Annotated in this window: 23 protein-coding genes; 8 read left to right on the top strand and 15 right to left on the bottom strand. The window is 40.6% G+C overall.

Annotation, left to right across the window (positions count from 1 at the left end; all coding sequences use genetic code 11):
• The first annotated feature begins 10 nt into the window (after positions 1-10).
• From B4G94_RS21635 to B4G94_RS21655, 5 genes are all read left to right on the top strand, one after another.
• On the top strand, positions 11-1246 hold the full coding sequence (locus tag B4G94_RS21635) for a hypothetical protein (RefSeq protein ID WP_286861894.1): 1236 nt from the start codon (positions 11-13) through the stop codon (positions 1244-1246).
• A 92-nt stretch (positions 1247-1338) separates the two neighbouring features.
• Positions 1339-2424 (top strand): DUF4855 domain-containing protein, encoded by a 1086-nt coding sequence (locus tag B4G94_RS21640; RefSeq protein WP_286861896.1) that lies wholly within the window; start codon positions 1339-1341, stop codon positions 2422-2424.
• A gap of 8 nt (positions 2425-2432) precedes the next feature.
• The gene (locus tag B4G94_RS21645; RefSeq protein WP_286861898.1) at positions 2433-3146 is read left to right on the top strand and encodes a 3-keto-disaccharide hydrolase; all 714 of its coding nucleotides are present in this window, start codon (positions 2433-2435) and stop codon (positions 3144-3146) included.
• Positions 3147-3172: 26 nt separating this feature from the next.
• A complete protein-coding gene (locus B4G94_RS21650) occupies positions 3173-4696 on the top strand; it encodes an ADP-ribosylglycohydrolase family protein (protein WP_286861900.1) in 1524 nt (507 codons plus the stop codon).
• Positions 4697-4861: 165 nt separating this feature from the next.
• Positions 4862-6085 (top strand): ATP-binding protein, encoded by a 1224-nt coding sequence (locus B4G94_RS21655; RefSeq protein ID WP_286861901.1) that lies wholly within the window; start codon positions 4862-4864, stop codon positions 6083-6085.
• 86 nt (positions 6086-6171) lie between these two features.
• On the opposite strand, the gene B4G94_RS21660 is transcribed toward B4G94_RS21655, so the two are convergent.
• The 7 genes from B4G94_RS21660 to B4G94_RS21690 form a co-directional block, all read right to left on the bottom strand.
• On the bottom strand, positions 6172-6735 hold the full coding sequence (locus B4G94_RS21660; RefSeq protein ID WP_286861903.1) for a nitroreductase family protein: 564 nt from the start codon (positions 6733-6735) through the stop codon (positions 6172-6174).
• Between the two features lie 27 nt (positions 6736-6762).
• Positions 6763-8025 (bottom strand): peptidase T, encoded by a 1263-nt coding sequence (pepT, locus tag B4G94_RS21665; protein WP_286861905.1) that lies wholly within the window; start codon positions 8023-8025, stop codon positions 6763-6765.
• 161 nt (positions 8026-8186) lie between these two features.
• Entirely contained in the window at positions 8187-9014 is an 828-nt protein-coding gene (locus B4G94_RS21670; RefSeq protein WP_286861906.1) for a DUF4197 domain-containing protein, read from the bottom strand.
• A 244-nt stretch (positions 9015-9258) separates the two neighbouring features.
• On the bottom strand, positions 9259-10095 hold the full coding sequence (locus B4G94_RS21675) for an endonuclease/exonuclease/phosphatase family protein (protein ID WP_108634823.1): 837 nt from the start codon (positions 10093-10095) through the stop codon (positions 9259-9261).
• Between the two features lie 312 nt (positions 10096-10407).
• Complete coding sequence (locus B4G94_RS21680) at positions 10408-11175, bottom strand: glycerophosphodiester phosphodiesterase (RefSeq protein WP_286861907.1); 768 nt, start codon at positions 11173-11175, stop codon at positions 10408-10410.
• A 110-nt stretch (positions 11176-11285) separates the two neighbouring features.
• Positions 11286-11933: an HD domain-containing protein gene (locus B4G94_RS21685; RefSeq protein WP_108634824.1), complete on the bottom strand. Its 648-nt coding sequence runs from the start codon at positions 11931-11933 to the stop codon at positions 11286-11288.
• Positions 11926-13104 (bottom strand): THUMP domain-containing class I SAM-dependent RNA methyltransferase, encoded by a 1179-nt coding sequence (locus tag B4G94_RS21690; RefSeq protein WP_108635112.1) that lies wholly within the window; start codon positions 13102-13104, stop codon positions 11926-11928. Before B4G94_RS21690 ends, B4G94_RS21685 begins: the two co-directional genes overlap by 8 nt.
• Before the next feature lie 77 nt (positions 13105-13181).
• Between B4G94_RS21690 and B4G94_RS21695 the strand changes: the two genes are divergently transcribed.
• Both B4G94_RS21695 and B4G94_RS21700 read left to right on the top strand, forming a co-directional pair.
• On the top strand, positions 13182-13556 hold the full coding sequence (locus tag B4G94_RS21695) for a DUF3127 domain-containing protein (RefSeq protein WP_077437102.1): 375 nt from the start codon (positions 13182-13184) through the stop codon (positions 13554-13556).
• Positions 13557-13881: 325 nt separating this feature from the next.
• Positions 13882-14346, top strand: coding sequence for a copper resistance protein NlpE (locus B4G94_RS21700; protein WP_108634825.1), 465 nt, complete (start codon positions 13882-13884; stop codon positions 14344-14346).
• Positions 14347-14364: 18 nt separating this feature from the next.
• Here the strand turns inward: B4G94_RS21700 and B4G94_RS21705 are convergent, their stop codons facing one another.
• The 5 genes from B4G94_RS21705 to B4G94_RS21725 all read right to left on the bottom strand — a co-directional run bounded on the left by B4G94_RS21705 (position 14365) and on the right by B4G94_RS21725 (position 19399).
• Entirely contained in the window at positions 14365-15366 is a 1002-nt protein-coding gene (locus tag B4G94_RS21705; RefSeq protein ID WP_286861910.1) for an acyltransferase, read from the bottom strand.
• Positions 15367-15384: 18 nt separating this feature from the next.
• Positions 15385-16536: an MFS transporter gene (locus B4G94_RS21710; RefSeq protein ID WP_286861912.1), complete on the bottom strand. Its 1152-nt coding sequence runs from the start codon at positions 16534-16536 to the stop codon at positions 15385-15387.
• 170 nt (positions 16537-16706) lie between these two features.
• Positions 16707-17237 (bottom strand): fumarate hydratase, encoded by a 531-nt coding sequence (locus B4G94_RS21715; RefSeq protein ID WP_241254873.1) that lies wholly within the window; start codon positions 17235-17237, stop codon positions 16707-16709.
• A gap of 3 nt (positions 17238-17240) precedes the next feature.
• On the bottom strand, positions 17241-18638 hold the full coding sequence (gene fumC / locus B4G94_RS21720; RefSeq protein ID WP_108634828.1) for a class II fumarate hydratase: 1398 nt from the start codon (positions 18636-18638) through the stop codon (positions 17241-17243).
• 191 nt (positions 18639-18829) lie between these two features.
• On the bottom strand, positions 18830-19399 hold the full coding sequence (locus B4G94_RS21725) for a hypothetical protein (protein WP_286861914.1): 570 nt from the start codon (positions 19397-19399) through the stop codon (positions 18830-18832).
• A 255-nt stretch (positions 19400-19654) separates the two neighbouring features.
• Between B4G94_RS21725 and B4G94_RS21730 the strand changes: the two genes are divergently transcribed.
• Entirely contained in the window at positions 19655-21265 is a 1611-nt protein-coding gene (locus tag B4G94_RS21730; RefSeq protein WP_286861916.1) for a S41 family peptidase, read from the top strand.
• Here the strand turns inward: B4G94_RS21730 and B4G94_RS21735 are convergent.
• The 3 genes from B4G94_RS21735 to B4G94_RS21745 are packed head-to-tail and all read right to left on the bottom strand — an operon-like array spanning position 21255 to position 23933.
• Complete coding sequence (locus tag B4G94_RS21735) at positions 21255-22418, bottom strand: endonuclease/exonuclease/phosphatase family protein (RefSeq protein ID WP_286861917.1); 1164 nt, start codon at positions 22416-22418, stop codon at positions 21255-21257. The genes B4G94_RS21730 and B4G94_RS21735 overlap by 11 nt on opposite strands.
• Positions 22363-23241, bottom strand: a complete 879-nt coding sequence (locus tag B4G94_RS21740; protein WP_286861920.1) for a rhomboid family intramembrane serine protease — start codon at positions 23239-23241, stop codon at positions 22363-22365. The genes B4G94_RS21735 and B4G94_RS21740 overlap by 56 nt, the downstream gene beginning before the upstream one ends.
• Before the next feature lie 11 nt (positions 23242-23252).
• Positions 23253-23933 (bottom strand): rhomboid family intramembrane serine protease, encoded by a 681-nt coding sequence (locus B4G94_RS21745; RefSeq protein WP_286861921.1) that lies wholly within the window; start codon positions 23931-23933, stop codon positions 23253-23255.
• Between the last annotated feature and the right edge of the window lie 10 nt (positions 23934-23943).

The raw sequence follows: 23943 nt of genomic DNA on the forward strand, positions 1-23943 counted from the left end.
AAATAAAAGGTTGAACAATTTTAGTCAACTGTTGTTTTTGGCGATGCTGTTGCTCTGTAGCTCAATACAGGCGGCAGCGTCTTTACCAATGCATGTGGACCGTCTTCGGCAATTCGAAATGTTATCATCGAAGCAATATGTAAAAATGCTGGATGGCAAATTGTATATCGGTGCTAAGTTTGACGCCCGTAATGATATTATTATTGTTTTTGAAAAATGCATGTTTAACGAATTAATGACCTTTTCTAAAGTTGGTTTAGCGGAAAATTTAACCCAGCTTCCGCTCGCTTATCCCGAGCGAAATGTCAATTGTGTACTCAATGAAACTAGCTCCGATAATATCGGGCCTGTTATGCTGAAGCACGGTGGCTGGGTAGGAGGAAATCACAGTTTCAGGGAGAACGGAACTATTAATACGGCCAAGACAATCAGTTTTGCCTTTTATGCAGATGGAAAACAACTTCGTGATGGAGATGCCATGGAAGCAGAAATAGTCGCCGTCAAAGTCAAAAATGAGATCTATGATCCTTTTCAGCCCACAAAAGGAGCCGATGGGGAAGCGCTCGCGCTAAAAGAAATATTATTGGAAGAAGACATCACCTATACCATACAAAAAGGACAGCTATATGTAGAAGTGTCTCATGCTTATAAAAATACAAAGGAATATGTGATCGGGCGGTATTATGGCATGCAGAGTATGTTTGTTGGAGAGACAGAAGTCATGACTCCAAATGCTTCATATTCCGACTTTCAGCCTGAGCCTGAGGAGTTGTTTTTGTACAAAAAGAAATATCCCTTATTCAATCGTTTTATTGAAAGGAATTCGGTTATGGGTATCTGTCAATCAAGTTATTTGATGCCTGCGACCGAACGTGATCCCTATTGGACGCTAGCAGCCGAGGATAAAATATTTGTTAGGGCCCAAGGCAAAACTTACCATAACCAGATTGCCGAAAGACCAGTAAGAAAGGGTGCTGTTTTCAGCTGGACAGGATTATACAACTGGTTTACTCCGCTAGTGAATGATAGAAAGAATCTGGTTTATACAGGGATAATAAAAGGAGAAATTTTTCTATTTATTGATTGTAAGCAACAAGGGCAGTCTACATTGAAGTTGCCTGAAGAACTCGAGGGAAAGAAATATAGGGTTGTTGAAAAAGGGGCGGGCATCTCCTATCTACAGGATGGTAGATTAGCCAACCTGAATGCGGATCGTGCAGGCAGTATTATCCTTGCGTATTATTAATCTTTTCGGTGTCATTACCCCAGAAATAAAAAAATACCGAAAGCACCCCTTTGTGTTAATGAATAGAATATTCAAAACTAAATATATAAAAGATGAGAAAAACCATATTATTGATTACTGTCATCTGCTGTGTTTATATTGTTCGAGCGCAGCAATATCTGCCGTTGTCATCTCCGAAGACAAATTATATTACTGATCTCGCCCTGATCTATCAAGGTGGTGTGCATCGGCCTGACTGGAACCGTGAACAGATGGCGCACTATGTCTATCGAAAGGAGCAGGATAACATTGATTTTTTGTTTGATGGCTTTCTTTTTATCGAATTTAAGGACGGAAAAGGAAAAGATTATTCAATAGGCTATGAAAAGGCCCATACCGGAAAAACGGAATGGGCCTGGCTACTTGAACGTAATTTTGAAAAACAGAAAGCTATCCCCGCACTTAATGAAGTGCTACATGATCTAAGCAAGCAGGGGATCCGCCCTGCGAATCGTCGCAAAGTTGTCCTGACCCTTCCAGAACCCATTTTTGGACAACAAGATTGGGGAGAACTTAATGACAGGAAACTTTCTTTTACCAACGAAGATGATCGCTTTCAAGCCTGTAAATGGTATATCGACACAGCTTTGGAGCATTGGAAAAGATCAAAGTTAGATCAATTGGATTTCGCCGGATTTTACTGGGTAGCGGAGCAAAGCTCAGACGGGCAGCAGCTTATTCCACGTATCGCAGCTTATATTAAACAGAAAGGCTTAAAGTTCTATTGGATTCCTTATTGGAAAGCAGAAGGACATGGCGATTGGCAAAAAGTAGGCTTTGATGCAGCCTATCAGCAACCGAATCACTTTTTTGAAGAAAATATTCCCGACAGCCGTCTGGATGAGGCATGCGACTTTGCTAAAGCACATGGCATGGGCATGGAGATGGAGTTTGATAGCCGGGTAGAGCAACCCAATTTTGAGAAAAGGCTACACGCTTATATAGGTGCTTTCGAAAAACATGGTGTCCTCAAAAATGCGGCTATGGCCTACTATGAGGGGGGGGACGCGATGATGAAACTCGCCACCAGTGCAGATCCTAAAAGTAGAGCAATCTATAAGGAAGTCTGTGATCTGATCGTGAAAAGACAGAAAAAAGCGGATGAAACAAGAAAAGTAAAACCGATAAAAACTAAATAGATAAAAAAATGAAGAAATTATTTATCAGCCTAGCTGTCCTTGTAGCCCTTATTGCAATGCAAAGTCTATGCGCGGCTCAAAAAATTAATAAAGTAAAAACAGCGGCCAGTAGGCAGATCTCAAAACTCAGTAAATCGGAAAAAAGAGATGGATTTGTTATGCTTTTTGATGGCAGAAACTTTGATCAATGGATTCCAACCGAAGCCTATGATATTACGGAAGATGGCTTTATTCGTTCCAACCCCGAAAAAAAAGCCGGAACCAATCTCTATACTAAAGAGGAGTATGATAGCTTTATTTATCGTTTCGAGTTCAAATTAACTTCAGCGGCTAACAACGGGATCGGGATTCATGCGCCATTAGAGGGAGATGCGGCCTATATGGGCAAGGAGATTCAGGTGCTAGACAATGATGCTGAAGTATACAATGAACTGGCTCCCTATCAGTATCATGGATCTGTTTATGGTATTATCCCGGCAAAGAGAGGCGCATTAAAACCACTGGGAGAATGGAACCAAGAGGAAATTCGTGTTGATGGTTCAAAAATCAGAGTGACATTAAACGGACAGGTGATCGTGGATGGGGACCTCAAGGAGGCAACCAAAAATGGGACAATGGATAAATTGGATCATCCGGGGCTGAAACGGACGACTGGGCATATTGGTTTCTTGGGGCATGGTTCTGAGGTCTTTTTCAGAAATATTCGGATAAAACGGTTGTAAGCAAGTCCATTCTAAATATTCATACAATGAAAATAAAATTTTTGAGGCAATATAGTGTTCTTTCGGCGTGTATGGTAACAGCAATGACCTGTGTTGCACAGCAGACGGAAATCACTCTTTCAAAAAAAGAACTGCAAGATAAGATAAAAGGCGGCTGGGCTGGACAAGTGATCGGCTGTACCTACGGTGGCCCTACGGAATTCCAATATTTGGGACGAATGATACCAGATACCGTGGATATTCCGTGGAATGATCAAGTTGTGTCCGGTTATTATAATAAGTTTCCAGGACTTTACGATGATATATACATGGATCTTACCTTTGTTGAAGTGATCGACAAACATGGGGTGGAAGCTCCAGCTAACTATTTTGCGGAAGCTTTTGCCAATAAAGGTTATCAACTGTGGGCTGCGAATCAGATGGGACGCTATAATGTTTTGCAGGGATTAAAACCACCAAAGTCCGGACATTGGACAAACAATCCCCATGCGGATGATATTGACTTTCAGATAGAATCAGATTTTATCGGACTCATGTATCCGGGGATGCCTGCTTCGGCGGCAAAATTGGCAGACAAAGTTGGACATATAATGAATTATGGTGACGGTTGGTATGGTGGTGTATTCGTTTCTACGATGTATACTTTAGCGTTTACCTCCAAGGATGTACCTGCCATAGTTAATCAGGCGCTTGCTGCTATACCCAAGCAGAGTGATTTTTACCAGTGTATTGCCGATATCATAAAATGGCATCAACAGTATCCGCAAGATTGGCGAAAGACTTGGCAGGAATGCGAACGCAAATGGAGCAACGAAGTTGGCTCTCCTGATGGTGTGCTGGCTCCTTACAACATCGATGCAAAGATCAATAGCGCCTATGTCGTGATTGGTTTATTGTATGGTCAAGGTGACTTCTTTAAGAGTATAGACATCGCTACCCGTTGTGGTCAGGATTCGGATTGTAATCCTTCAACCGTTGCAGGTATTCTAGGGACACTATACGGCTATGATCGGATCCCAGAAAAATGGAAGTCGCCACTCATGCCAGTACTGGATCGAAATTTTGATTTCACCGGCATTTCATTAAATGGAATATATGATATTGGTTATAAACACGCCCTTGCCATGATTCAAAAGCAAGGAGGTAAGATTCGGCAAAATAACGTTCTTATAAAAACCCAGAAAATTAAGCCCGTTCGTTATGAAAAATCATTTGTAGGACATTACCCGATCAAGGTAGAGTCGCTATTGGGCCAGCAACTAAAAGATACGTACGAATACAATTTTGAAGGTATTGGTATTGTGTTTAGAGCGAATGTGGATGGGCCCGATGATTATGAGGCCAAAATTGCTTTTTCCATAGATGATCAACTGATCGAAACTGCGATATTACCTGTTAACGAAATAAAAAGACGTTACGAAATGTTTTACAAATATCAATTACCGAATGGAAAACATAAACTCACGGCCAAATGGCTTAATCCGAAAGAAGGGGTGCATATTAAATTATATGGTTCGGTTATATATGGGAATAAACCTTTGTCGCAGTAATATACGATTGGAACGGGCACCGGAGCTTCGTCTTTAGTGACAGCAAAGTTCTTTATAATGGAGCATAAATGATAATTTGTTTAGTGTACTGAACGATATTTGTTTGTTTTGTTCAATATAGTGAACAATTTTGTTTATTTTTGTATTGTGTACTAAACAAAATAGATGTTTAAACAAAACGAACAATATCCCATGGAAGAACTAATCCAACAATTTCAGCGACGTATACAGTTTGTTAATATGGATTTTGTACGAAATATAATGTACGAAATTAACTGGTCTGCTCGCTTAATTGGAATCAAAGGGGCAAGGGGAATCGGTAAGACGACGTTATTACTACAATACGTTAAGCTGAATTTGCTAGATAGATTAGACGAAGTGCTTTATGTCAGTTTGGATGCCGTTTGGTTTAATAATAGGTCTTTGTTGGATTTAGTATATGAATTCGATCAAAAAGGAGGTAAGTATCTGTTTTTGGATGAGGTACATAAATATGAAGGATGGGCACAATTATTAAAAAATATTTATGATGACTACCCTGAAATGAAGATTGTCTTCACAGGGTCTTCGCTTTTAGAGATACTCAATGCACGTGCCGATCTAAGTCGTAGAGCAATAGTTTACAAAATGCAGGGATTTTCTTTTCGGGAATTTCTCTCATTGGAAACAAAAGCTACTTTTCCTGTGTTAAGTTTAGATCAACTTCTGCAAGAACATAATAGGCTGGCTTATGAGATCAATGATCTGGTCAAACCTTTTCAGTATTTTGAGAAATATTTGACGCATGGGTATTATCCTTATTATCAAGAGCAGCTTGATTTGTATGCGATGCGCGTAATGGAGGTCATCAACATGATTCTGGAGATCGAATTGCCCCTTTTACGAAATGTAGATATCGCTTATGTAGCTAAGATTAAGCAATTGCTCGTGATTATTGCTGAATCTGTCCCTTTTGTACCTAATGTGAGTAAACTTAGCGAAAAAATTGGAATTAGCCGGACGACTTTGTTGTCTTACCTACACTATTTGGATGAAATTGGCTTGACGCATAACCTTTATAAGGTGGGTGAAGGAATAAGTCAGTTACAAAAGCCTTCAAAGATTTTTCTTGAAAACACTAATCTTTCTTTTTTATTTGCACATGAAAATGTTAACCGTGGAAATCTAAGAGAAACGTTTTTTGTCAATCAGCTCGTATTCCAACACCAGGTCAATTTTACAGACCAAGGAGATTTTATTGTAGATGAAAAGTACACATTTGAGATAGGAGGGAAGAATAAGTCCAATAAACAAATTCAAGGGATAGAAAAAGCCTATATTGTAGCAGACGAGATCGAATTCGGACATCTCAACAAGATTCCTTTATGGTTATTTGGATTTTTGTATTAGTAACTTTTCCTAGAAAATAAACAAAATAACTAGTAAGGGCCCGAATGATTCGAGCCCTTAATAATTTTATCGTATGTTGCGGTACGCTATTCTTCCCAACGAATTTTTTCTTCAATCGGTGTACGTATCGGCTCACGCGCCTCTGACTGGTGATGTCCCAAGTAAAATAGGCCGATACATTTTTGGTTCTCTTCCAGATTAAGGAAACCTCCCAAATGATTAATTAAGCCCGGTGTTGCCCAGTATCCACCAATATTCAACGAATGTGCAGCGAGCCACATATTTTCTACAGCGGCAGCAGTACAAGCCAATTCTTCCCATTCGGGAACTTCACCCGTATAATTGACGATAAGCGCAATGGCAACATTCGATTGTGTTGCTTTCTTGCCCATGGTGATCTCCGTTGCTTCTGTATATTTCTCCGTTGGTGTAACCGATTTATAGATGCGCGATAATTCAGTACCCAAGCGTTGAAGTCCTTCTTTGCGGAAGATGACAAAACGCCAAGGCTGTGTCCGTTTATGTGTTGGAGCAGCATTAGCTGCCTCGAGGATGCTGAGGATATCTTCTTTGCTTACTTCCTCGTCTGTAAAAGAAGCCTGAAATACCGATCTTCTGTAGTGTATTGCTTTTAAAACGTCGTTTTTCATTAAAAATATGTTGATTTTAGAATGTATTTATGCTTTTTCTTCCCATAAAGATACAACATGCAAAATTGTTTTGACCGCTTTTTCCATATCTTGTGCTGATACCCATTCCTGTTTCCCATGAAATGCATGTCCACCCGCAAAGATATTAGGACATGGAAGCCCCATAAACGAAAGCCGTGAGCCGTCCGTACCACCACGGATGCTTCGTCTTTCTGCGACCATACCCGCTCTTGTAATCGCTTCCATACCGATCTCCATAATTTCGGGATGTTGATCCAAGACCTCTTTCATGTTGCGGTATTGCTCTTTTACAACAAAGGTATAGCTGCAATTTGGATATTGACTGACGATGGATTTTGCTATCGCTTCCAGTTCATCTTCGTGTTTTTTAAGATTAGCTGTTGCATGATCTCGGATGATAAATTGAATCTCAGCTTTTTCTACAGACCCACTGATATTTACCGGATGCACAAATCCATCTTTTTTATTGGTGCTTTCCGGAGAAAGTCGGTCTTTCGGTAATGCATCAATGATGGCACTTGCGATTTTAATCGCACTTTGCATTTTGCCTTTGGCAAAGCCAGGATGAACCGAGACGCCGTGTATTGTTAAAGTTGCTCCATCGGCAGAGAATGTCTCATCCTCGATCGTGCCGGCTTTTTCACCGTCCATGGTGTAGGCAAAGTCTGCTGCCAGACGTTTTAAGTCTGCTTTATCAACTCCGCGGCCGATTTCTTCGTCCGGTGTGAATAAGATCTTGATAGTCCCATGCTTAATCTCAGGGTGTTTCATCAACAGGCGGGCAGCATCCATTATTTCAGCGATACCCGCTTTATCGTCTGCCCCCAATAATGTTGTTCCACTGGCGGTAATCACATCGTTTCCGATTTGATTGGCTAGGTCGGGATGTTCTGCATATTTGATTACAATACTCGTATCGTCAGGAAGTACCAGATCTTGGCCTTGGTAATTGTGGTGTACCAAAGGTTTGACGTCTTTGCCCGAAGAATCCGGAGAAGTGTCCATGTGAGAACAGAAACAGATCACTGGAACTTTCTTGGCTGTATTGGAAGGTATAGTTGCATAGATGTAACCATTTTCATCCATAGCTGCATCCGAGATGCCCAATGATAAGAGTTCTTCTACCAATAATTTGCCCAGATTTTTCTGTTTTTCGGTAGATGGACATGTCGGTGAATTTACATCAGATTGTGTGTCAATCTGTACGTAGCGCTGAAATCTTTCCGAAACTGAAAAGTCACTTATGTTATTAATCTCAAATGTGCTCATTTTTATCGCCCTAATATGATAAGGGTGACCAAATTTACAAATTCTAATGGGCTTCGACCAAAAACAAACAAGACTTGTCAATAAACTGACAAGTCTTGTTTACTAGAGGTAATATTTCGCTAACCTCCTGTATCTCTCTTGGGGCTAATCCTAGATTTAGCTTATTTTTTTTCGTCGGCGTAGCCAAATACTTTCTGCAAGATATTTGTATTTCTGCTTCCGCCGATATTGTTTCTGATTTTTGATTCTTGATCCGCTACCTTAATAAATAAACCATCTATGGCCTTTTGTGTGACATAAGCGGTGAGGTTTGTTTCTACTTTATTGCCTAGCGGCAGATTATTATAGGCACTGGTCAGCTGTGTCCAATATTGGTCAACATTATTCACGCCCATGGCCGATTGAATGACAGGACTGAACTTGTTTGTCAATTCAGTTGATGTATTTGTTTTGAAAAATGTCGTTGCGGCATCCTGCTTGCTACCCAATAGAATATTGGTTGCATCGGTGATGGTCATTTTAGATAATGCATTCACAAATACGGGGGCGGCTTCTTTTACGGCTCCTTCCGCAGCTCTGTTCATGCTCTGTATAAATTGATCACATAGTTTGCCCATACCCACAGCGCGAAGTGTTTTCTCTACTTTTTGAGCCTCCGCAGGCATTAAAATCTTAACTGCTGCATCACCTAAAAAGCCGTCTTTTTTTGCCAGAGACTCGATACTTAGGTTGAGACCGTTGCTTAAAGCCTGTTTAATACCCAGTGATGTATCCTTACTTGATAAGGAAGCTAAAGTATTCGATTTATTTGAACTTGAAGTCGAAGACCCGCTAGTTGAAGAATTCGTTGTTTTTGTGCTATCGGTTTGACCTTGGCTTGCCTTGTTCAAGGCCTCATTAATCTTTTTAAAGATCTGCGCTTCGCTGTTGTTGGAGTACAAAAGCCCCGAAACAAATAGGGTACAATATAGTAAAGGAAATTTCATCATGATATGTTTTGCTGTCAAAATTAAGGATATCGACCGTTAATTTTTGTAAAAGTTTAAATTGTCGATTATTATTTCCATGAGATTGTCCATATCCGTAGTAAATGCGCCACAATCTTAATGCTGCGAAAGCTGCGCATTGTCACAGCAGTCTTTGTTGGAAGGGGTAAGGTTTAAAAATAAAACGCCCCAAAAAGGAGCGCTTTATCTGCTATATAATAAAATTGCTTTTTTAATTTTATAGGACCTATTTCCATGAAAGTGTTGTTACAACAGGGAAGTGGTCAGAAGGGAATTTACTCATGTAAGTATCTGTCAGGATACCGTATTTTTTTACCTGGAAAGGCTTTGTGATAAAAATATGATCAATACGGCCAGATGCCCTAAGACTTTTCCCCCAGCCGTTAAAGGAAGAGTTCGGCTCATATTTAAGTGGAGACAGTTCGTGTACATCGGTGACCACTTTACTATTGGCGAGCGTAAAATAGGCTTCGTCTTTTTCATCCACATTGAAATCACCGGTTAAGATCAAAGGAAGATCCTTTGCAAATTCTTTTGCTTTGGCCAAAATCAATTTCGCACTTTCCGTTCTCGCTGTACGTCCGATATGGTCAAAATGTGTGTTCATAAAAATAAAGCGCTTTTTATTGGCTTTATCTTCAAAAATCCCCCAGGTACAGATTCGAGGTAAGGCTGCATCCCAACCTTTATTCGGATGTTCGGTATCTGTCGCTGAAAGCCAGAACGTACCGCTTTTTATGGCTTTGAACCGATTGGTATTGTAATAAATTGCGGAGTGTTCACCCTCCTGTGCGCCGTCATCACGCCCCACACCGACATAGTCGAATCCCGGAAGCAACGTTTTTAGATCCTGAACCTGATCATGAAAGGCTTCCTGAACACCGAATAAATCAAAACCATGATACTTGATCAAATTCGTCAGGGGCACCTTGCGGTCGGTCCACATATTACCGCTATCTACGGTATTTCGTTGTCTGATATTGTATGTGGCTGCAATAAAATCCTGTGCATAAGAAATATACGATAGGCATAATGCTGCAGCGAGTATAAAGATTTTTTTCATCTATATTAATTATTTATAAGTGTTAATCTCATCGGCATTCATGAGCTCGCTTTGCTCGGTTATTCAATCCCTGGTGTGATCGAATCAATCGTGATGTTTCATTGGAATAATTATTTTGCAATACCTGAGCTTATCGATGTATGGCTGCATGGTATTCCGATTTTGTCCGTTGTTTAATCCCGAAGTTCATTTATATTTCCCATCTTGGGTCTCGTATCAATAAAGCCATAGGCTAAACTTGTTTATATTCGACTTGCAAGAAATAAAACGATCCTCAGTTTGTAATGTTGCTGATGATCTCGGGGATAACCTTTATTTTTTCAATACCTGAAGCAACAATTCGGGTTCATCCGTTGTGATAAAATCGATCTTTTGTCCAATGAGATTGCTCATTTCTTCTTCGGTATTGACGGTCCAGGCATTTACTTTCATACCTAATTGATGTGCGTCCTGTAACCAGCTCGCATTCTTTTTGAAGACCGAAAAATGGTAATCTAGGCCATTGATTCCTGCAGCATTCACATCAGCAGGTGATTTATCCCCATTTAGGTATTGGATATTTGCTTTTGGAGCGAGCTCATGAATCTTTTGACAAGCCTCGAAACTGAATGCGATATAATCTGTTATTTTCTCTGCTTTCAGATTTTTTACCATTTCAACAGACTTTGTTGCAGCCTCAAGCGTTCGTTCTACACCGAGTTTGTTGGTTTTTAACTCCAGGATCAGACGTAAACCCTTTAACTTTTTTCCTGCTTTGATATATTCCTCCAAAGTTGGAATGGATTCTCCGTTGGGATGTTTTTTGGCGAGGAGCTCCGCATACGTTGCTGTTGCGATGTCGATACCATAAAAATCATTGTCATGATTGACGACAAGGACGTTGTCTTTCGTAAGGTGGACATCAAACTCAGATCCAAAAAGTTTAAGTTCATGTGCGGCTTTTAAAGAGGCAATGGAATTTTGAGGAAGATGACTGTTTTTCCATACCCCACGATGTGCAATTGCTTTGGTCTGTGCAAATAATGTTGTCGATGAAATGACCATAGCCAACGTCAGACAGCTAAAAATGTGTTTTTTCATATGTGTTAGTTTGAATGCTGATTTTTACAGCATAAAAAAAGTGGTACTTTTTATCCTGATTCACAAGATCTAAAATACCACTTTTATATTTAGTTATTGTTAACTGTAATTTATTTTTTACCATTCCATTCTGCCATGAACTCATCCAGGAATTCGAGCATATATCGGTGGCGGTGTTCAGCAATTCTTTTTGCAGCCTGTGTATTCATCTTATCTTTCAACAAGAGTAGCTTTTCGTAGAAGTGATTAACTGTCGGAGCTTCAGAATGTTTGTAAGCTTCCTTGTCTTTATATTCCTGTACGGGGATGTTGGGGTTGTACATTTCCCGGCCTTTATTTCCGCCAAAACTAAATGCACGTGCGATACCGATCGCTCCAATGGCGTCCAAACGGTCGGCATCCTGTACAATTTCCATTTCTTTGGAATGGAAAGAGACCTCACCCAAACTTGCTTTGAAAGACATGTTAAAGATGATCTTTTTGACATGGTCGATAATTTCCGGAGAAATTTCCAGACTTGCCAAAAACTCTCCGGCAACGCGAGGGCCAATTGTTTCGTCACCGTCATGGAATTTGCTGTCAGCGATGTCATGCAGGAGTGCGGCTAATTCGCAGACCATGACATCAGCTTCTTCATCTTCTAAAATTAACTTCGTATTGTTCCATACGCGTTGAATATGCGACCAATCATGGCCTGCTTCCGCAAATTTCAAACGATCTTGCACAAATGCGACTGTGCGTTCAATAATGTTATTCATACAATACTTTTGTTTTTTCGCGAGTACCCTCGTATAATTCGTATTCTAATAATCTACAATCTAATTTACCGTTATAAAATTCTATACGTCTGGACGCACGGAGACCAATTTTCTTTGCTAGATCCGGATTACCTGTAAATATATAGCCTCTATAACCTTTGCACTCCTGTTTCATAAAATCACCCATGCGTTTATAAGTAATTTCCAACTTGGTATGCGTACCTAAACGTTCACCGTATTCTGGATTGAATAAGATGACACCGCCTTCTTTAGGAACGTGTGTTTCGGCAAAATCGCATACTTCAAATGAAATTAATTGTTCCACACCTGCCGTGCGGGCATTCATTTTGGAAACGTTGATCGCTTCTTCAGAGATATCCGAAGCAATAATTTGAGGAGCTGCTTTTTTATTGATCTGATCTTTTAACAAGCGACGTTCCTGAAAGAAAACAGTTTCATCATAACCGATGAAATGCATGAATGAGTAATTCATGCGTAGGAGTCCCGGTTTTCTATTGGTAGCGATCAATGCTGCTTCAATGGCCAGTGTCCCGGATCCACACATCGGATTGACAAAAGCGGATACGCCATCCCATTTCGATGCAATAATTGTTGATGCCGCCAGGGCCTCCAGCATGGGAGCTTTTCCCGGAATCTTGCGGTAACCATGTTTGGCAAGTGTCTCGCCTGAGGTATCAAGGAAAATTTCCGCACGGTCATCCTTCCAATAGAGGTGAATGACAGCTTTGTTGTTTTCCGGACCAGAATTCGGGCGCATGCCTTTTTTATCTTTAATACGATCTACAATAGCATCCTTCACTTTCACATTTGCAAATAGAGGTGTACTGATTGTTTCATTGTCCACATTGGAGCTTACCGAGAAGTAGCCATCGAATTGGATCAGTTCTTCCCAGGCAATCGCGCTGAGCTCTTCGTAAAGCTCCGTAGGATTGTTGGCCGAAAACTCCTTTAACGAATATAGAATCTGCGAAGCGGTACGCAAGTTCAGATTGAGCTTGATCGTATCATTTACACTGACTTTCAATTCGACTCCAGTAGGAAACGCTCTGACGATGTCAAAACCTAACTCTTTAACTTCCTGTTGCAAATACGGCGATAAGCGTTTATTGCACGTAATGATAACTTTATTGGGGGTGTTGAAAACTTCCATCATATTTTGTACAAAGTTAATTAAACTCTTCCTCAAAAATTGCTTAATTTTACGCTTTAATATTTATTTTTTTGATTATGGAAATTAGAGGAAAAGTACACGAGATAGGAGCGACACAACAAGTAACAGAATCATTCAAAAAACGTGATATGATTGTAGCTTATGCTGAAAACCCACAATTTGTTGAGTATATCCGTTTTGAATCAACACAAGACAGAACTTCAATTTTTGATAACCTGGCTATTGGCGAAGAGGTAGAGGTATCTTTTAATCTTCGTGGCCGTCCTTGGACAAATAAAGATGGCGTGACGACATATTTCAATTCACTGGTTGCATGGCGAGTAACAAAATTAGGAAATGCTGCACCGGCACCATCTTCTCCGGGTTACGCGGATATGCCCGCTCCTGTAGATTTGTCGGGCTCATCAGATGATGATGATTTACCGTTCTAGTCTAAATAAGACATGCAATAATTCCTGTAGGCACATCACGCTATAAATATAGCATGTTTATGGCACGGATTGTCGTACAGTATATGATATAAATAGGGCTGTCCAACGATGGACGGTCCTTTTTATTTCACTTTGTCAGGGTATGCTACCATCTCGGGACAACCATGGATATCCGAGCAACCATACCATTCCTATCTGCTTTGTTTTTACTTTTTGGACACCGCTTCATTATTTTAACGGCGATGCATGTTTTAGATTTGGATAAACATTTCTTGGCGCCGAAATTGCTTGTTATCCGGTGTATTTAACTCAAAATAGCAGAAATATGAAATCATCCGTATTATTTATTTGCCTCGCAGCACTCTGTTTGAGCGCCTGCAATCAGACAAAAAAGGAAAATCAACACGTGGTAGCACCAGATTCATCCGATCATATAACGATGACAGCGGATACGACCCATACCTCTCAGAATTCTTTGGATTGGCCGGGCAAGTACGAAGCAACTATTCCCTGTGCTGATTGTGAAGGTATCAAAACAAACATTACCTTAAAGAATGACAACACTTTTTCGATTGTAAGTGAATATATCAATAAGAACAGCAAAGTTGAAGATTCGGGCAAAGTGATGTGGCATGATAACGGTTCGGTTGTACATCTGACCGGCAAAGAAACCAACATGAAGTTAAAGGTGGGTGAAAATAAATTGATCGGGCTGGATCAGGATGGGAAGGAGATCGACGGTCCCAATGCACACCTGTATGTCTATAATAAAGTCGAAGGCGAAAAATAAGCACCGGACCAAATTGAACTAACCGCTGACATATTTCCCAAATGGGATCTTTCGCAGACAGTAAGTCAGCAGGGCACTTGAGAGCAGCGTGAGTATTGCTGCTACCGGTATTTTCCAAAGTGTCGATAATGGTAGCAGTGGATGAATATAATTCAAAAACAAGATATGGCTTAGATAGATGCCAAAACTATGGATGTCGATAAATTCCCAGAATGCATTCAACCGTTCTGGGAGTTTTAGACATTGAATAAATACAAATAAAAAGCCTGCACTTAATGCAGTATTGGGTGAAAGATAATTATACAATGTAGGGTCAAATTCGCTTTTTTCCAGACTGAGATAATAAGTCCCCCAACCCGTAATCAGGCAACAACCTATAAAGAAGGGGAGGCTAGACCATCTTAACTGGGGGAGTGGATGATTGTAGAGATAGTAACCTAAGACGAGATAACCCATGTAGCCCGTAAAGAAAGTTAGGTCAAAATTCGGAAGATATGCATTAAACCATTTATTGTTGAAAAATAATGCAGCAAACCACAGGCATAAGAAAATCTCAATCTCTCTTTTTGAACAGTTACGGATCATTTTTCGCAAAAAAGGTATTGCTAGATAGAGTCCAATAAGCATGTAAAGGTACCATAGGTGTGCGTTGCTTCCTGACTTTAAGCGAATTAATATAATGTTGATAACTTGTGGAAAACCAACATACTCAAAATCAATATAACGGATAAAATAATAGATCAGGTAGACGATGGTCCAAAAGACAAATGGCGGAATAATTTTAGACAGACGCTTTTTGTAGAATGTGCCTGTATCTTCATCTCTCTGCAAAAGCAATGCGCCGGAGATGATGACAAAGAGGGGGACGGCAAAACGGGAGAAGCTGTTGATCCAATTGGCATAATTCCAATCGAAAGAATTGAAATCATTGCTGTTTAAATAGCCCGAAGAAGAGTGGATCAGGATAATCAAAAAGATCGCAATGATACGCAATACACTGATGTAACTACTTCGGGCCATTTGAATTTTTTTTAACTGTTAACTTTTATTGTCGTAAACCTTGAGATAAAGCAAAGTCAGTAGAGCGCCAATACTTGCCATACCTACACCCACTAGGGAAGGGGTATTGTAGGCTAATCCCATGGTGATGGGAATGCCGCCTAAAAATGCACCAAGTGTATTGCCGAGATTAAAAGCCGCCTGTCCGCCTGCTGCGGCTAATGTTGCGGAATCTTTCGAAGCCCGGATCAACATCAGCTGGGTTGGTGAACCGATAGTAAAAGAAACCAAGCCAGTAATAAAAGCCAAGGGATATGCTGTCCAGCCTAGCGGCGAAACAAAATAGACCATGACCAAACAGAGCGCCATAGCCGAGAAACTCGCGATTGCTGCTTTTGTTGGCGAAATGGTATCGGCTAGTTTCCCGCCGATCAGATTGCCAAAAAACATACCGACCCCAATCAATATCATAATCAGTGGCACACGGTCAGCTGGAACTCCGGAAACCTTGGTTGCCAAAGGAGCAATATAACTGATCCAGGCAAATAATCCACCGGTACCGATTGCGATAATCGCCATGAGCAACCAGGCGATTTTTTTGTTGAAAAAATTCAGCTGATTGAAGATATTATTTCCTTTAGAGGCCTCAATTTTCGGCATCCAGGCATATATTGCCGCGAAAGTAATCAGGCCCAGTATACTGATAATGCCATAGGTCAGGCGCCAGGAATAGTGATGACCAAGATAGGTACCCAAAGGTACCCCCGCCAGATTGGCGATTGTCATACCTGTAAACATGATTGAGATGGCCTGGGCTTCTTTTCCTTTTGGAGCGAGTTTTGCGGCCACAACAGACCCAACACCAAAAAATGCGCCATGTGGGAGTCCAGCCATAAAACGCGAGAGACTGATCAGAAACTGTCCCGGCGCTATACTGAATAAGCCATTGAAAATAAAAAAGAGGAGCATTAAAAAGAGTAAGACCTTTTTGGGAGGATATTTACCCGTAAATAAGACCAATGTCGGGGCGCCCACAACCACGCCTAGCGCATATAGGGCAATAAGGTGAGCCGCAGTAGGGATTTCGATCTGCAAATCCTTAGCAATATCGGGCAAGATTCCCATCATCGTGAATTCCGTCATTCCGATGGCAAGTCCTCCAAAAGCTAAGGCAATTATTCCTTTGTTCATATGGATGGTTGGAAGTTGATAGGCAAAAGTAAAAATAAAAAACCGGTTATTACATGTTGATTTTTCTATCGATGTAATAGTCCCTTGAAACGAGTCGATCAAGATAAGGTAGAAGTAGGCCTACCAAAGGCTTGCATAGAGAACAAAGTCTAAATCCTAATGTCTCAATACTAATATCTCTTCTTAGGTATACAGGTGATATCTTTGGTCTTTCTGAGCACAATAGGACGTTGGTCAAACCGGCTTTCCAGTACCACAGAATCAGCAGAATGATAGACTACTTTAAAACGTGGGATATATTGACCCGAAAGATAACAACCTGAAATCTTCTGTTTGCCATTTTCTTTGGTATAAATACCGTCTACAATAATCGAGTCACCGCGCAGGACATAAATTCCTTTGGCGTGTTCCGTCCAGGCACCATTTTTATAACAGCTATCCGGGATCGTTTGTACCTTATTGTTTACGTGCATTGTCGCGTAAACGGAATCACAGGTAAATTTAAACTCGGCCAATGTATATTGCAGCATCTGACCTTGCCCCGGAATACTGTCCTGTATCCACTCGCCCTGTAAAAACGAAGCCCCTTCACCCTGCATATCCGAATTGAATTTGCACGCAGTAAAAAAGAAAAACATACCTATGGCAAGAGCCAATAGGTATGTTTTTGATGATATATTTTTTATTGAAATTATTGCCACAGCTTATTTTAAACTTCCAACCATTTCTTCAGGTTTCACCCAAGCGTCAAAATCTTCTGGAGTCACATACCCCAAGCGTACTGCCTCTTCTTTAAGTGTAGTACCGTTTTTATGCGCTGTTTGTGCAATTTCAGCCGCTTTGTAATAACCAATTTTCGTGTTTAATGCAGTTACCAACATCAATGAGTTGTCAACCAATTCCTTGATGCGTTTGTAGTTAGGCTCGATACCTGCAGCACAGTGCTCTTCAAAAGAAACGCAGGCGTCACCCAATAAACGTGCAGACTGTAAGAAGTTTGCTGCCATTAATGGTTTGAACACGTTCAATTCATAATGTCCCTGTGTACCGCCAATGGTGATGGCAACATCGTTACCCATTACTTGTGCAGCCACCATTGTTAAGGCTTCACATTGTGTAGGGTTCACCTTGCCCGGCATAATAGATGATCCCGGTTCATTCTCTGGAATAAGGATTTCACCGATACCTGAGCGTGGGCCTGAAGCCAACATCCGGATATCATTTGCAATTTTATTCAATGAAACGGCCAATTGTTTCAATGCACCATGTGTTTCGACAATAGCGTCATGTGCGGCCAAAGCTTCAAATTTGTTTTCAGCAGTGACAAATGGAAGACCTGTAAATTCAGCGATGTATTTCGCAACAACCACATCATAACCATTTGGTGTGTTTAAGCCAGTACCTACCGCAGTACCACCTAATGCCAATTCGGATAAGTGGGAAAGTGTATTTCTTAAAGCTTTTAAACCATGGTTTAATTGCGCTACATAACCAGAAATCTCCTGACCCAATGTCAATGGCGTCGCATCCATTAAGTGTGTACGACCAATTTTAACCACATTTTTGAACTCTTCAGCTTTTTTGGCCAATGTATCACGCAGTTTTTCCACACCCGGTATAGTTACTTCGGCAACAGCTTTATAAGCCGCAATATGCATTCCGGTAGGAAAAGTATCATTGGATGACTGTGATTTATTGACGTCATCATTTGCTTTCAATACAGGTTCTCCTTCGCCAATCTTATATCCAGCTAATACTTGAGCACGGTTTGCCACAACTTCGTTTACATTCATGTTGGATTGTGTGCCCGAACCAGTTTGCCAGATCACCAATGGGAATTGGTCGTCTAGTTTACCTGCAAGGATCTCATCACATACAGCTGCAATGGCGTCACGTTTTTCAACAGGTAAAACACCCAATTCGTGGTTTGCATAGGCCGCTGCTTTTTTCAGGTAAGCAAAGCCTGCAACGATCTCATGTGGCATAGAAGCTGCCGGTCCGATTTTGAAGTTGTTGCGTGAACGTTCCGTTTGTGCACCCCAGTATTTATCTGCAGGTACCTGAACTTCACCCATCGTATCTTTTTCAATTCTGAATGACATATTGTTTTGTATAAGTAAAACGTAAAAATTAATCGGTATGCGTGCATGGCACACAACACATCGATCACAAAGTTAACGGATAATACAGTAAAAAGTAAAAATTAAAAGGTAAAAATCAAAAATTGAAACAATTAGTAAGCCATCGACTTGTAAAACCAAAATCTAAATACGCATTACCAAATACTAAATACTCAAAAACCAAGGCGTTTTGTCAGGGATTCATTGACATGATGAAATACTTGCTTTGGTTTTAATGTACGCCAGGATAGTTCATTGAGTGCTCCTCCAAAATTGATGTAATAGTCGATATTCTGCTGTTGAAACTCTTGGACGACATGATCACGGAAGCCCACACCCGCAATCCAGCCATCGTCAATATCCTGGAACCACTCCTCATAATACGAGTCATCTGAAGAATGGAAATTCAGCACATTCTCACCGACAAGAATAAAATATTTTATCCCCTGACTGATCATAACATCGATAAGTTCCCTTTTCAGTAACATAATGTCATTGTATATGGCATCATTCCACTCGCCGATCAATTCGATAATGCAATAGTATTTTTCATAATCGACAAATAATACCTTCAGATAGAGTGTGAGCGACCCGAATTCATCCCATTGGGGATGCAGCAAAAAGTTGTAAATCTGTTTATCGAAATCGAATTCGCTGTAGACAGTACCATAGAATGGTGATTGTTCGTCTTCTGCGGCGATGTAATAGTCACGCCAATTATAATAAGGTTCGATTTCGTGCATATTTTAAATTCCTTTCCAAGTCCAAACTAAGATAAATTTAAGCTTATTTGCAAGTTTCAAGCATGCTATTTCGTGTTTTCTGACAATGCAGACAGCACTAATTTTTAATGATGAACAGCCAACGACAATTTTTTGTTTTTAATGTAAAATTATGTGGCTGTATACGGGTAAAACCGAATAAACTTGTTACTTTTGGGGGTAATTTCATGAACACACAAACACAGTTTATCTGTTTATAAACACTGGATTTTTCCTATGCAAAAGAGTATTAAGCGAAATATTTTTGTAGCTGCTACATATGCTGCAGTATTGCTTCTTGGCTTGCTGTTGGGACAAAATTATGCCGAGGAACAAGGGAGCAACCAGAAAAAAACCTTTTCAAGTTTAGGTTCCAACGGCAATTCAGACAAACTACAATATTTGATTCAGCTGATTTCCGAAAATTACGTAGACAATATCAGCATTGATACCGTGCAGGATGAAGCAATAGAGCACGTTGTCTCCCGCCTGGATCCTTTCTCCACCTTTTTAAGGCCTAATCAGGTTCTCGCTAAACAGGAGACTTTGGAAGGTTCTTTTGATGGGATAGGTGTGGAGTATTTTCGTTTAAAGGATACGCTGCTGGTGGTGGGTATGGTCTCTGCCGGACCTGCCGAGAAAAGTGGCATGCGGATCGGTGACCGTATTCTAAAAATCGGGAACAAAGATCTGGCAGGGAAAAAGGTGCCCGAGGCGGAAATCGAAAAATTGATCCGTGGGAAGAAAGGAACCGCAGTACTTATTTCGATCCAACGGGATGGACAGACGCTCGTTAATCCGCTGAAAGTCATTCGTGACCAGGTAAACGTTACCAGCTTGGATGCGTCTTATATGATCGCGCCTAAGACTGCCTATATCAAGATCCGTCGCTTTGGACATAAGACCGCAGATGAATTCAAGCAATCGCTGATTGATATGCGTAAAAGCGGTGCTCAGGACCTAATCTTGGACCTAAGGAATAACGGTGGCGGATTTGTGCATACGGCCATAGATTTAGCTGGACAGTTTTTCAAAGAAAAGAGGCTATTGATGTATACCGAAGGGGCCAATGAACAACGTCAGGACTATTACTCAGAGAAACCGGGTGAGTTTGGTGACGGACGTGTTGTCATATTGATCAACGAAAGCACAGCATCAGCGAGTGAGATTCTGAGTGGTGCCTTACAGGATTTGGATCGGGCTACTGTCGTCGGAAGACGATCTTATGGAAAAGGCCTTGTACAAGAACAATTTGATTTCTCCGATGGGTCGGCGGTTAATCTGACTGTGGCGCGTTATTATACGCCGCTTGGCAGGTGTATTCAACGTAAATATAGCCGTGCTAATTTTGATGCCGCAAAATACATGACCGGATTTGATCTCTGGACATTGGATACGGAATTTCGTCAGAAGGAGATGTTTACAACCAGCAAAGGAAAATTGGTTTTTGGCGGTGGGGGGATTTTACCTGATGTGAATATCCCGATTGACACCAATGAAACAAGTGCTAAGTATCGCGAAATCTTTCATTCCAATGCAATTGAGGAATTTGTGTACGATCGTTTTACAAAACATCTGCCGGCATATTCTATCGAAAACTTTATCAGTGGTTACCATTTGCCGGCTACAGAGTTTAATTTATTTATCGCCTTTCTGAATGCGCAAAAAAGGATTTCGGTTAACGCAAGTGAAGCAAAAAGTCTACATGATCTGATCCAGTCGGATATAGAAGCTTTGGTCGGACGATATTATTTTGGTCGGGAAGCCTATTACAAAATAAAAAACAGAAGGGATAAATTTATAGAAATAGGTCTTAAATCGCTAGGCTATCAGCTGCCTAAGGCTTAAGCCGTAGATCCGACCATACCGGATAATGATCAGATAGCTTTTGTTTGACGACCTGATAATTCATGACCTCAAATTTAGGGCTGGCAAAGATATAGTCAATCTGAAAAATCGGCAAAAGCGAATGATGTGTTACGCCCCATCCATTTCCTTTTTCTTTAAAGGCGTTATACATGCCGCCTCCAATCAAATTTACAGAATAACTCATCGGTGTATCGTTAAAATCACCAACAGCGATGTAAGGATATTGACAGTCATTCATGTGTTTTTTTAAGGAATGTGCCTGTTCACTGCGGAGCTCAAAGGCATTTTTTAATTTTCTGCTCAGTCGACGGGTTGCTGTATTGTCGTTCTCATTCTTGTTGGACAGGTTTTGGATAAACTCCTTGTCCTCATTCTGAAGAGCAAAAGAACGTAGATGGATATTGTAGATGCGGATTAGCGTATCCTGTTTTTTGATGTCCACATAACAGATTCGATTGATACCGTAATCATTGTCACGGATCGTCCCGGAATCATAGATGGGAAATCGGGACAAAACAGCCATGCCGTAGGCTTCATAGTCATTTTTGGAACTAGGCTCAAAGAAGAAATAGTCGTAACCCAGTTTGTCCTTGAATTCCTCCGAAAATACATGTTTTCCTTTGATTTTACTGATGTATTCCTGAAAGCAGATGACATCCGGTGAGATGCTATCAATGATACGCACGACGTCAGCCTTAAAGCTTTTTTTTTCATCATTGACCTTTTTGAACAGATGCGCATTGAAGGTCATGATGCGGAGCGTCCTTGTCTCGGGAGGCACTGGCGGATTTTCTTTGCGGATGTTCCAATGTTTGGTTAGAAATGGCCAGCCGATTAAAATTGCGAACAACGAATAAAGCGCAATTTTTCGTTTGCGAAGCAGCCAGTAACAGATAAAACCAATATTAACGAGCAGGATGGGGAGATAACCTAACCCCAGAAATGCGATGGGCCAAAAAGATTTCGGATTGATGAAAGTCGCTGAATAACTCATGAGCAAAGCAATGATCGCAAGCATATTTGCCAGAAACATTGTTTTGCTTATAAATCCCAGTTTTCTTCTTAAAAAAGTCCTTCTATCCATCAACCTTGTCGCCACTATTGCTTGCTCGAAAGAGCGTTTCTTTTTCATGGTGTGTCAGACTTTCGTAACCAGATACTGAAATCTTATCCAAGATGGCATCAATTTCATCCTGATTGGGTAAGTCATAACGGTGTTTCCGATTTGTCGGTATATTATTGCCTACAACAACTTTCATTTTTGCAGGTCTTTTTTGTTTTTTCTGAAAAAGTGTAGACCAGTCCATTCCTGATCTGAGGGCATAGGTAAAAGCCATACCAAATAGTACGACCGCAAAATATGAGATCGCTGCAGGTCTATTGCCAAGGGTAAAAAATAAAAATTCCAGTGCAAAATAGACAATGGCTACTATTTTTAATTTAACCGTACCAAAAAGCAACAGCCGTAATTCGTAGTTTGGCACCAAGGTGACAATTGCCGCAAGGACAGCCGCCAACGGATGGGCTCCGCCCATTAAATGCAAGCTTGTGGGTGGCGGTATCAGCGTGCCAAAGCCAACATATAAGGAGCTGCTGAGGAGCCAGGAAGCGATATAAACAAAGAAAAACTGTCTCTTGTTTAAGAAGGTGAAGAATATTTGGCCAACCCAATACAGCCATAGACTGTCAAAAATCAAATTTAAAAGCTGTACATAGACAAAGTTGGATGAAATCAGTGACCAGGGTTGTGCTAAGAAGCTCGAAAAATTGCTGGGTAAACTCAACTGTTGTACAATCGGCTGTAAAAAGCTTTGTGAGATAAGTTTCAGCTCAAAAAGAAGGTCCAGAAAATAGATGAGGACAAATAAACAAACCTGTATGCTGATCACAACCGGAATCGGCGAACCAGTCTTATACGTTTGTCTCCAAAAATCTTTTAAACCAATGTTATTCATGACACACGCTATTAATAGATTCCCTTTCTAACCTTCCAAAATTTGAGCAGCAAATAACCGAACAATGCCCCGCCGACGTGAGCCAGATGGGCTACTGAATCTCCCGGTCTGGACAAGCTCATATAGATTTCGATCAAGATAAAGCCACCGATCATATATTTTGCTTTAACTGGTACAGGAATAAACAAAAATTGAAGCGGTATGTTTGGAAAAAGGTAAGCAAAAGCAAGCAATACTCCATACACTGCGCCAGAAGCACCCAACATCGGTATTCTATACGTAAGGGCTTCATAGTTACCGGTATTTGATAAGGTAAGGATTTCATTACCACTCATTCCATGGAGTGGAAAAAAAGATCCTGTCGCCTGATATAACTGGATTCCATTGACTGCAGTATACAAAAACCAAGCTCCAATGCCCGAAATAAGATAAAAGTTCAAAAAACGTTTTGGACCGAGGACATGCTCGATCATAGGGCCAAACATGACCAAGGAAAACATATTGAAAAAGATATGGCCAAGATCAGCATGCATAAACATATGCGTGATGACCTGCCAGATTTTGAAAAAGGGTGAATCAGGATAATAAACCGGAAGATAAGCATCTGCAATAGGTACAAATTGTGATCCTAAAAAGAATATAATATTTACAATCAGTAAATTCCTGATAACGGGTGTCAATTGTTGAAACATATAGTTTTAT

This window comes from Sphingobacterium sp. UBA7625 (assembly GCF_002484085.1).
Lineage (GTDB): Bacteria > Bacteroidota > Bacteroidia > Sphingobacteriales > Sphingobacteriaceae > Sphingobacterium > Sphingobacterium athyrii.

Excerpts from the sequence above, each read along its gene's own strand:
- B4G94_RS21640 (WP_286861896.1), top strand. The coding sequence starts at position 1,339 with ATGAGAAAAACCATATTATTGATTACTGTCATCTGCTGTGTTTATATT.
- B4G94_RS21645 (WP_286861898.1), top strand. The coding sequence starts at position 2,433 with ATGAAGAAATTATTTATCAGCCTAGCTGTCCTTGTAGCCCTTATTGCA.
- B4G94_RS21650 (WP_286861900.1), top strand. The coding sequence starts at position 3,173 with ATGAAAATAAAATTTTTGAGGCAATATAGTGTTCTTTCGGCGTGTATG.
- B4G94_RS21655 (WP_286861901.1), top strand. The coding sequence starts at position 4,862 with ATGTTTAAACAAAACGAACAATATCCCATGGAAGAACTAATCCAACAA.
- B4G94_RS21660 (WP_286861903.1), bottom strand. The coding sequence starts at position 6,735 with ATGAAAAACGACGTTTTAAAAGCAATACACTACAGAAGATCGGTATTT.
- pepT (WP_286861905.1), bottom strand. The coding sequence starts at position 8,025 with ATGAGCACATTTGAGATTAATAACATAAGTGACTTTTCAGTTTCGGAA.
- B4G94_RS21670 (WP_286861906.1), bottom strand. The coding sequence starts at position 9,014 with ATGATGAAATTTCCTTTACTATATTGTACCCTATTTGTTTCGGGGCTT.
- B4G94_RS21675 (WP_108634823.1), bottom strand. The coding sequence starts at position 10,095 with ATGAAAAAAATCTTTATACTCGCTGCAGCATTATGCCTATCGTATATT.
- B4G94_RS21680 (WP_286861907.1), bottom strand. The coding sequence starts at position 11,175 with ATGAAAAAACACATTTTTAGCTGTCTGACGTTGGCTATGGTCATTTCA.
- B4G94_RS21685 (WP_108634824.1), bottom strand. The coding sequence starts at position 11,933 with ATGAATAACATTATTGAACGCACAGTCGCATTTGTGCAAGATCGTTTG.
- B4G94_RS21690 (WP_108635112.1), bottom strand. The coding sequence starts at position 13,104 with ATGGAAGTTTTCAACACCCCCAATAAAGTTATCATTACGTGCAATAAA.
- B4G94_RS21695 (WP_077437102.1), top strand. The coding sequence starts at position 13,182 with ATGGAAATTAGAGGAAAAGTACACGAGATAGGAGCGACACAACAAGTA.
- B4G94_RS21700 (WP_108634825.1), top strand. The coding sequence starts at position 13,882 with ATGAAATCATCCGTATTATTTATTTGCCTCGCAGCACTCTGTTTGAGC.
- B4G94_RS21705 (WP_286861910.1), bottom strand. The coding sequence starts at position 15,366 with ATGGCCCGAAGTAGTTACATCAGTGTATTGCGTATCATTGCGATCTTT.
- B4G94_RS21710 (WP_286861912.1), bottom strand. The coding sequence starts at position 16,536 with ATGAACAAAGGAATAATTGCCTTAGCTTTTGGAGGACTTGCCATCGGA.
- fumC (WP_108634828.1), bottom strand. The coding sequence starts at position 18,638 with ATGTCATTCAGAATTGAAAAAGATACGATGGGTGAAGTTCAGGTACCT.
- B4G94_RS21725 (WP_286861914.1), bottom strand. The coding sequence starts at position 19,399 with ATGCACGAAATCGAACCTTATTATAATTGGCGTGACTATTACATCGCC.
- B4G94_RS21730 (WP_286861916.1), top strand. The coding sequence starts at position 19,655 with ATGCAAAAGAGTATTAAGCGAAATATTTTTGTAGCTGCTACATATGCT.
- B4G94_RS21735 (WP_286861917.1), bottom strand. The coding sequence starts at position 22,418 with ATGAAAAAGAAACGCTCTTTCGAGCAAGCAATAGTGGCGACAAGGTTG.
- B4G94_RS21740 (WP_286861920.1), bottom strand. The coding sequence starts at position 23,241 with ATGAATAACATTGGTTTAAAAGATTTTTGGAGACAAACGTATAAGACT.
- B4G94_RS21745 (WP_286861921.1), bottom strand. The coding sequence starts at position 23,933 with ATGTTTCAACAATTGACACCCGTTATCAGGAATTTACTGATTGTAAAT.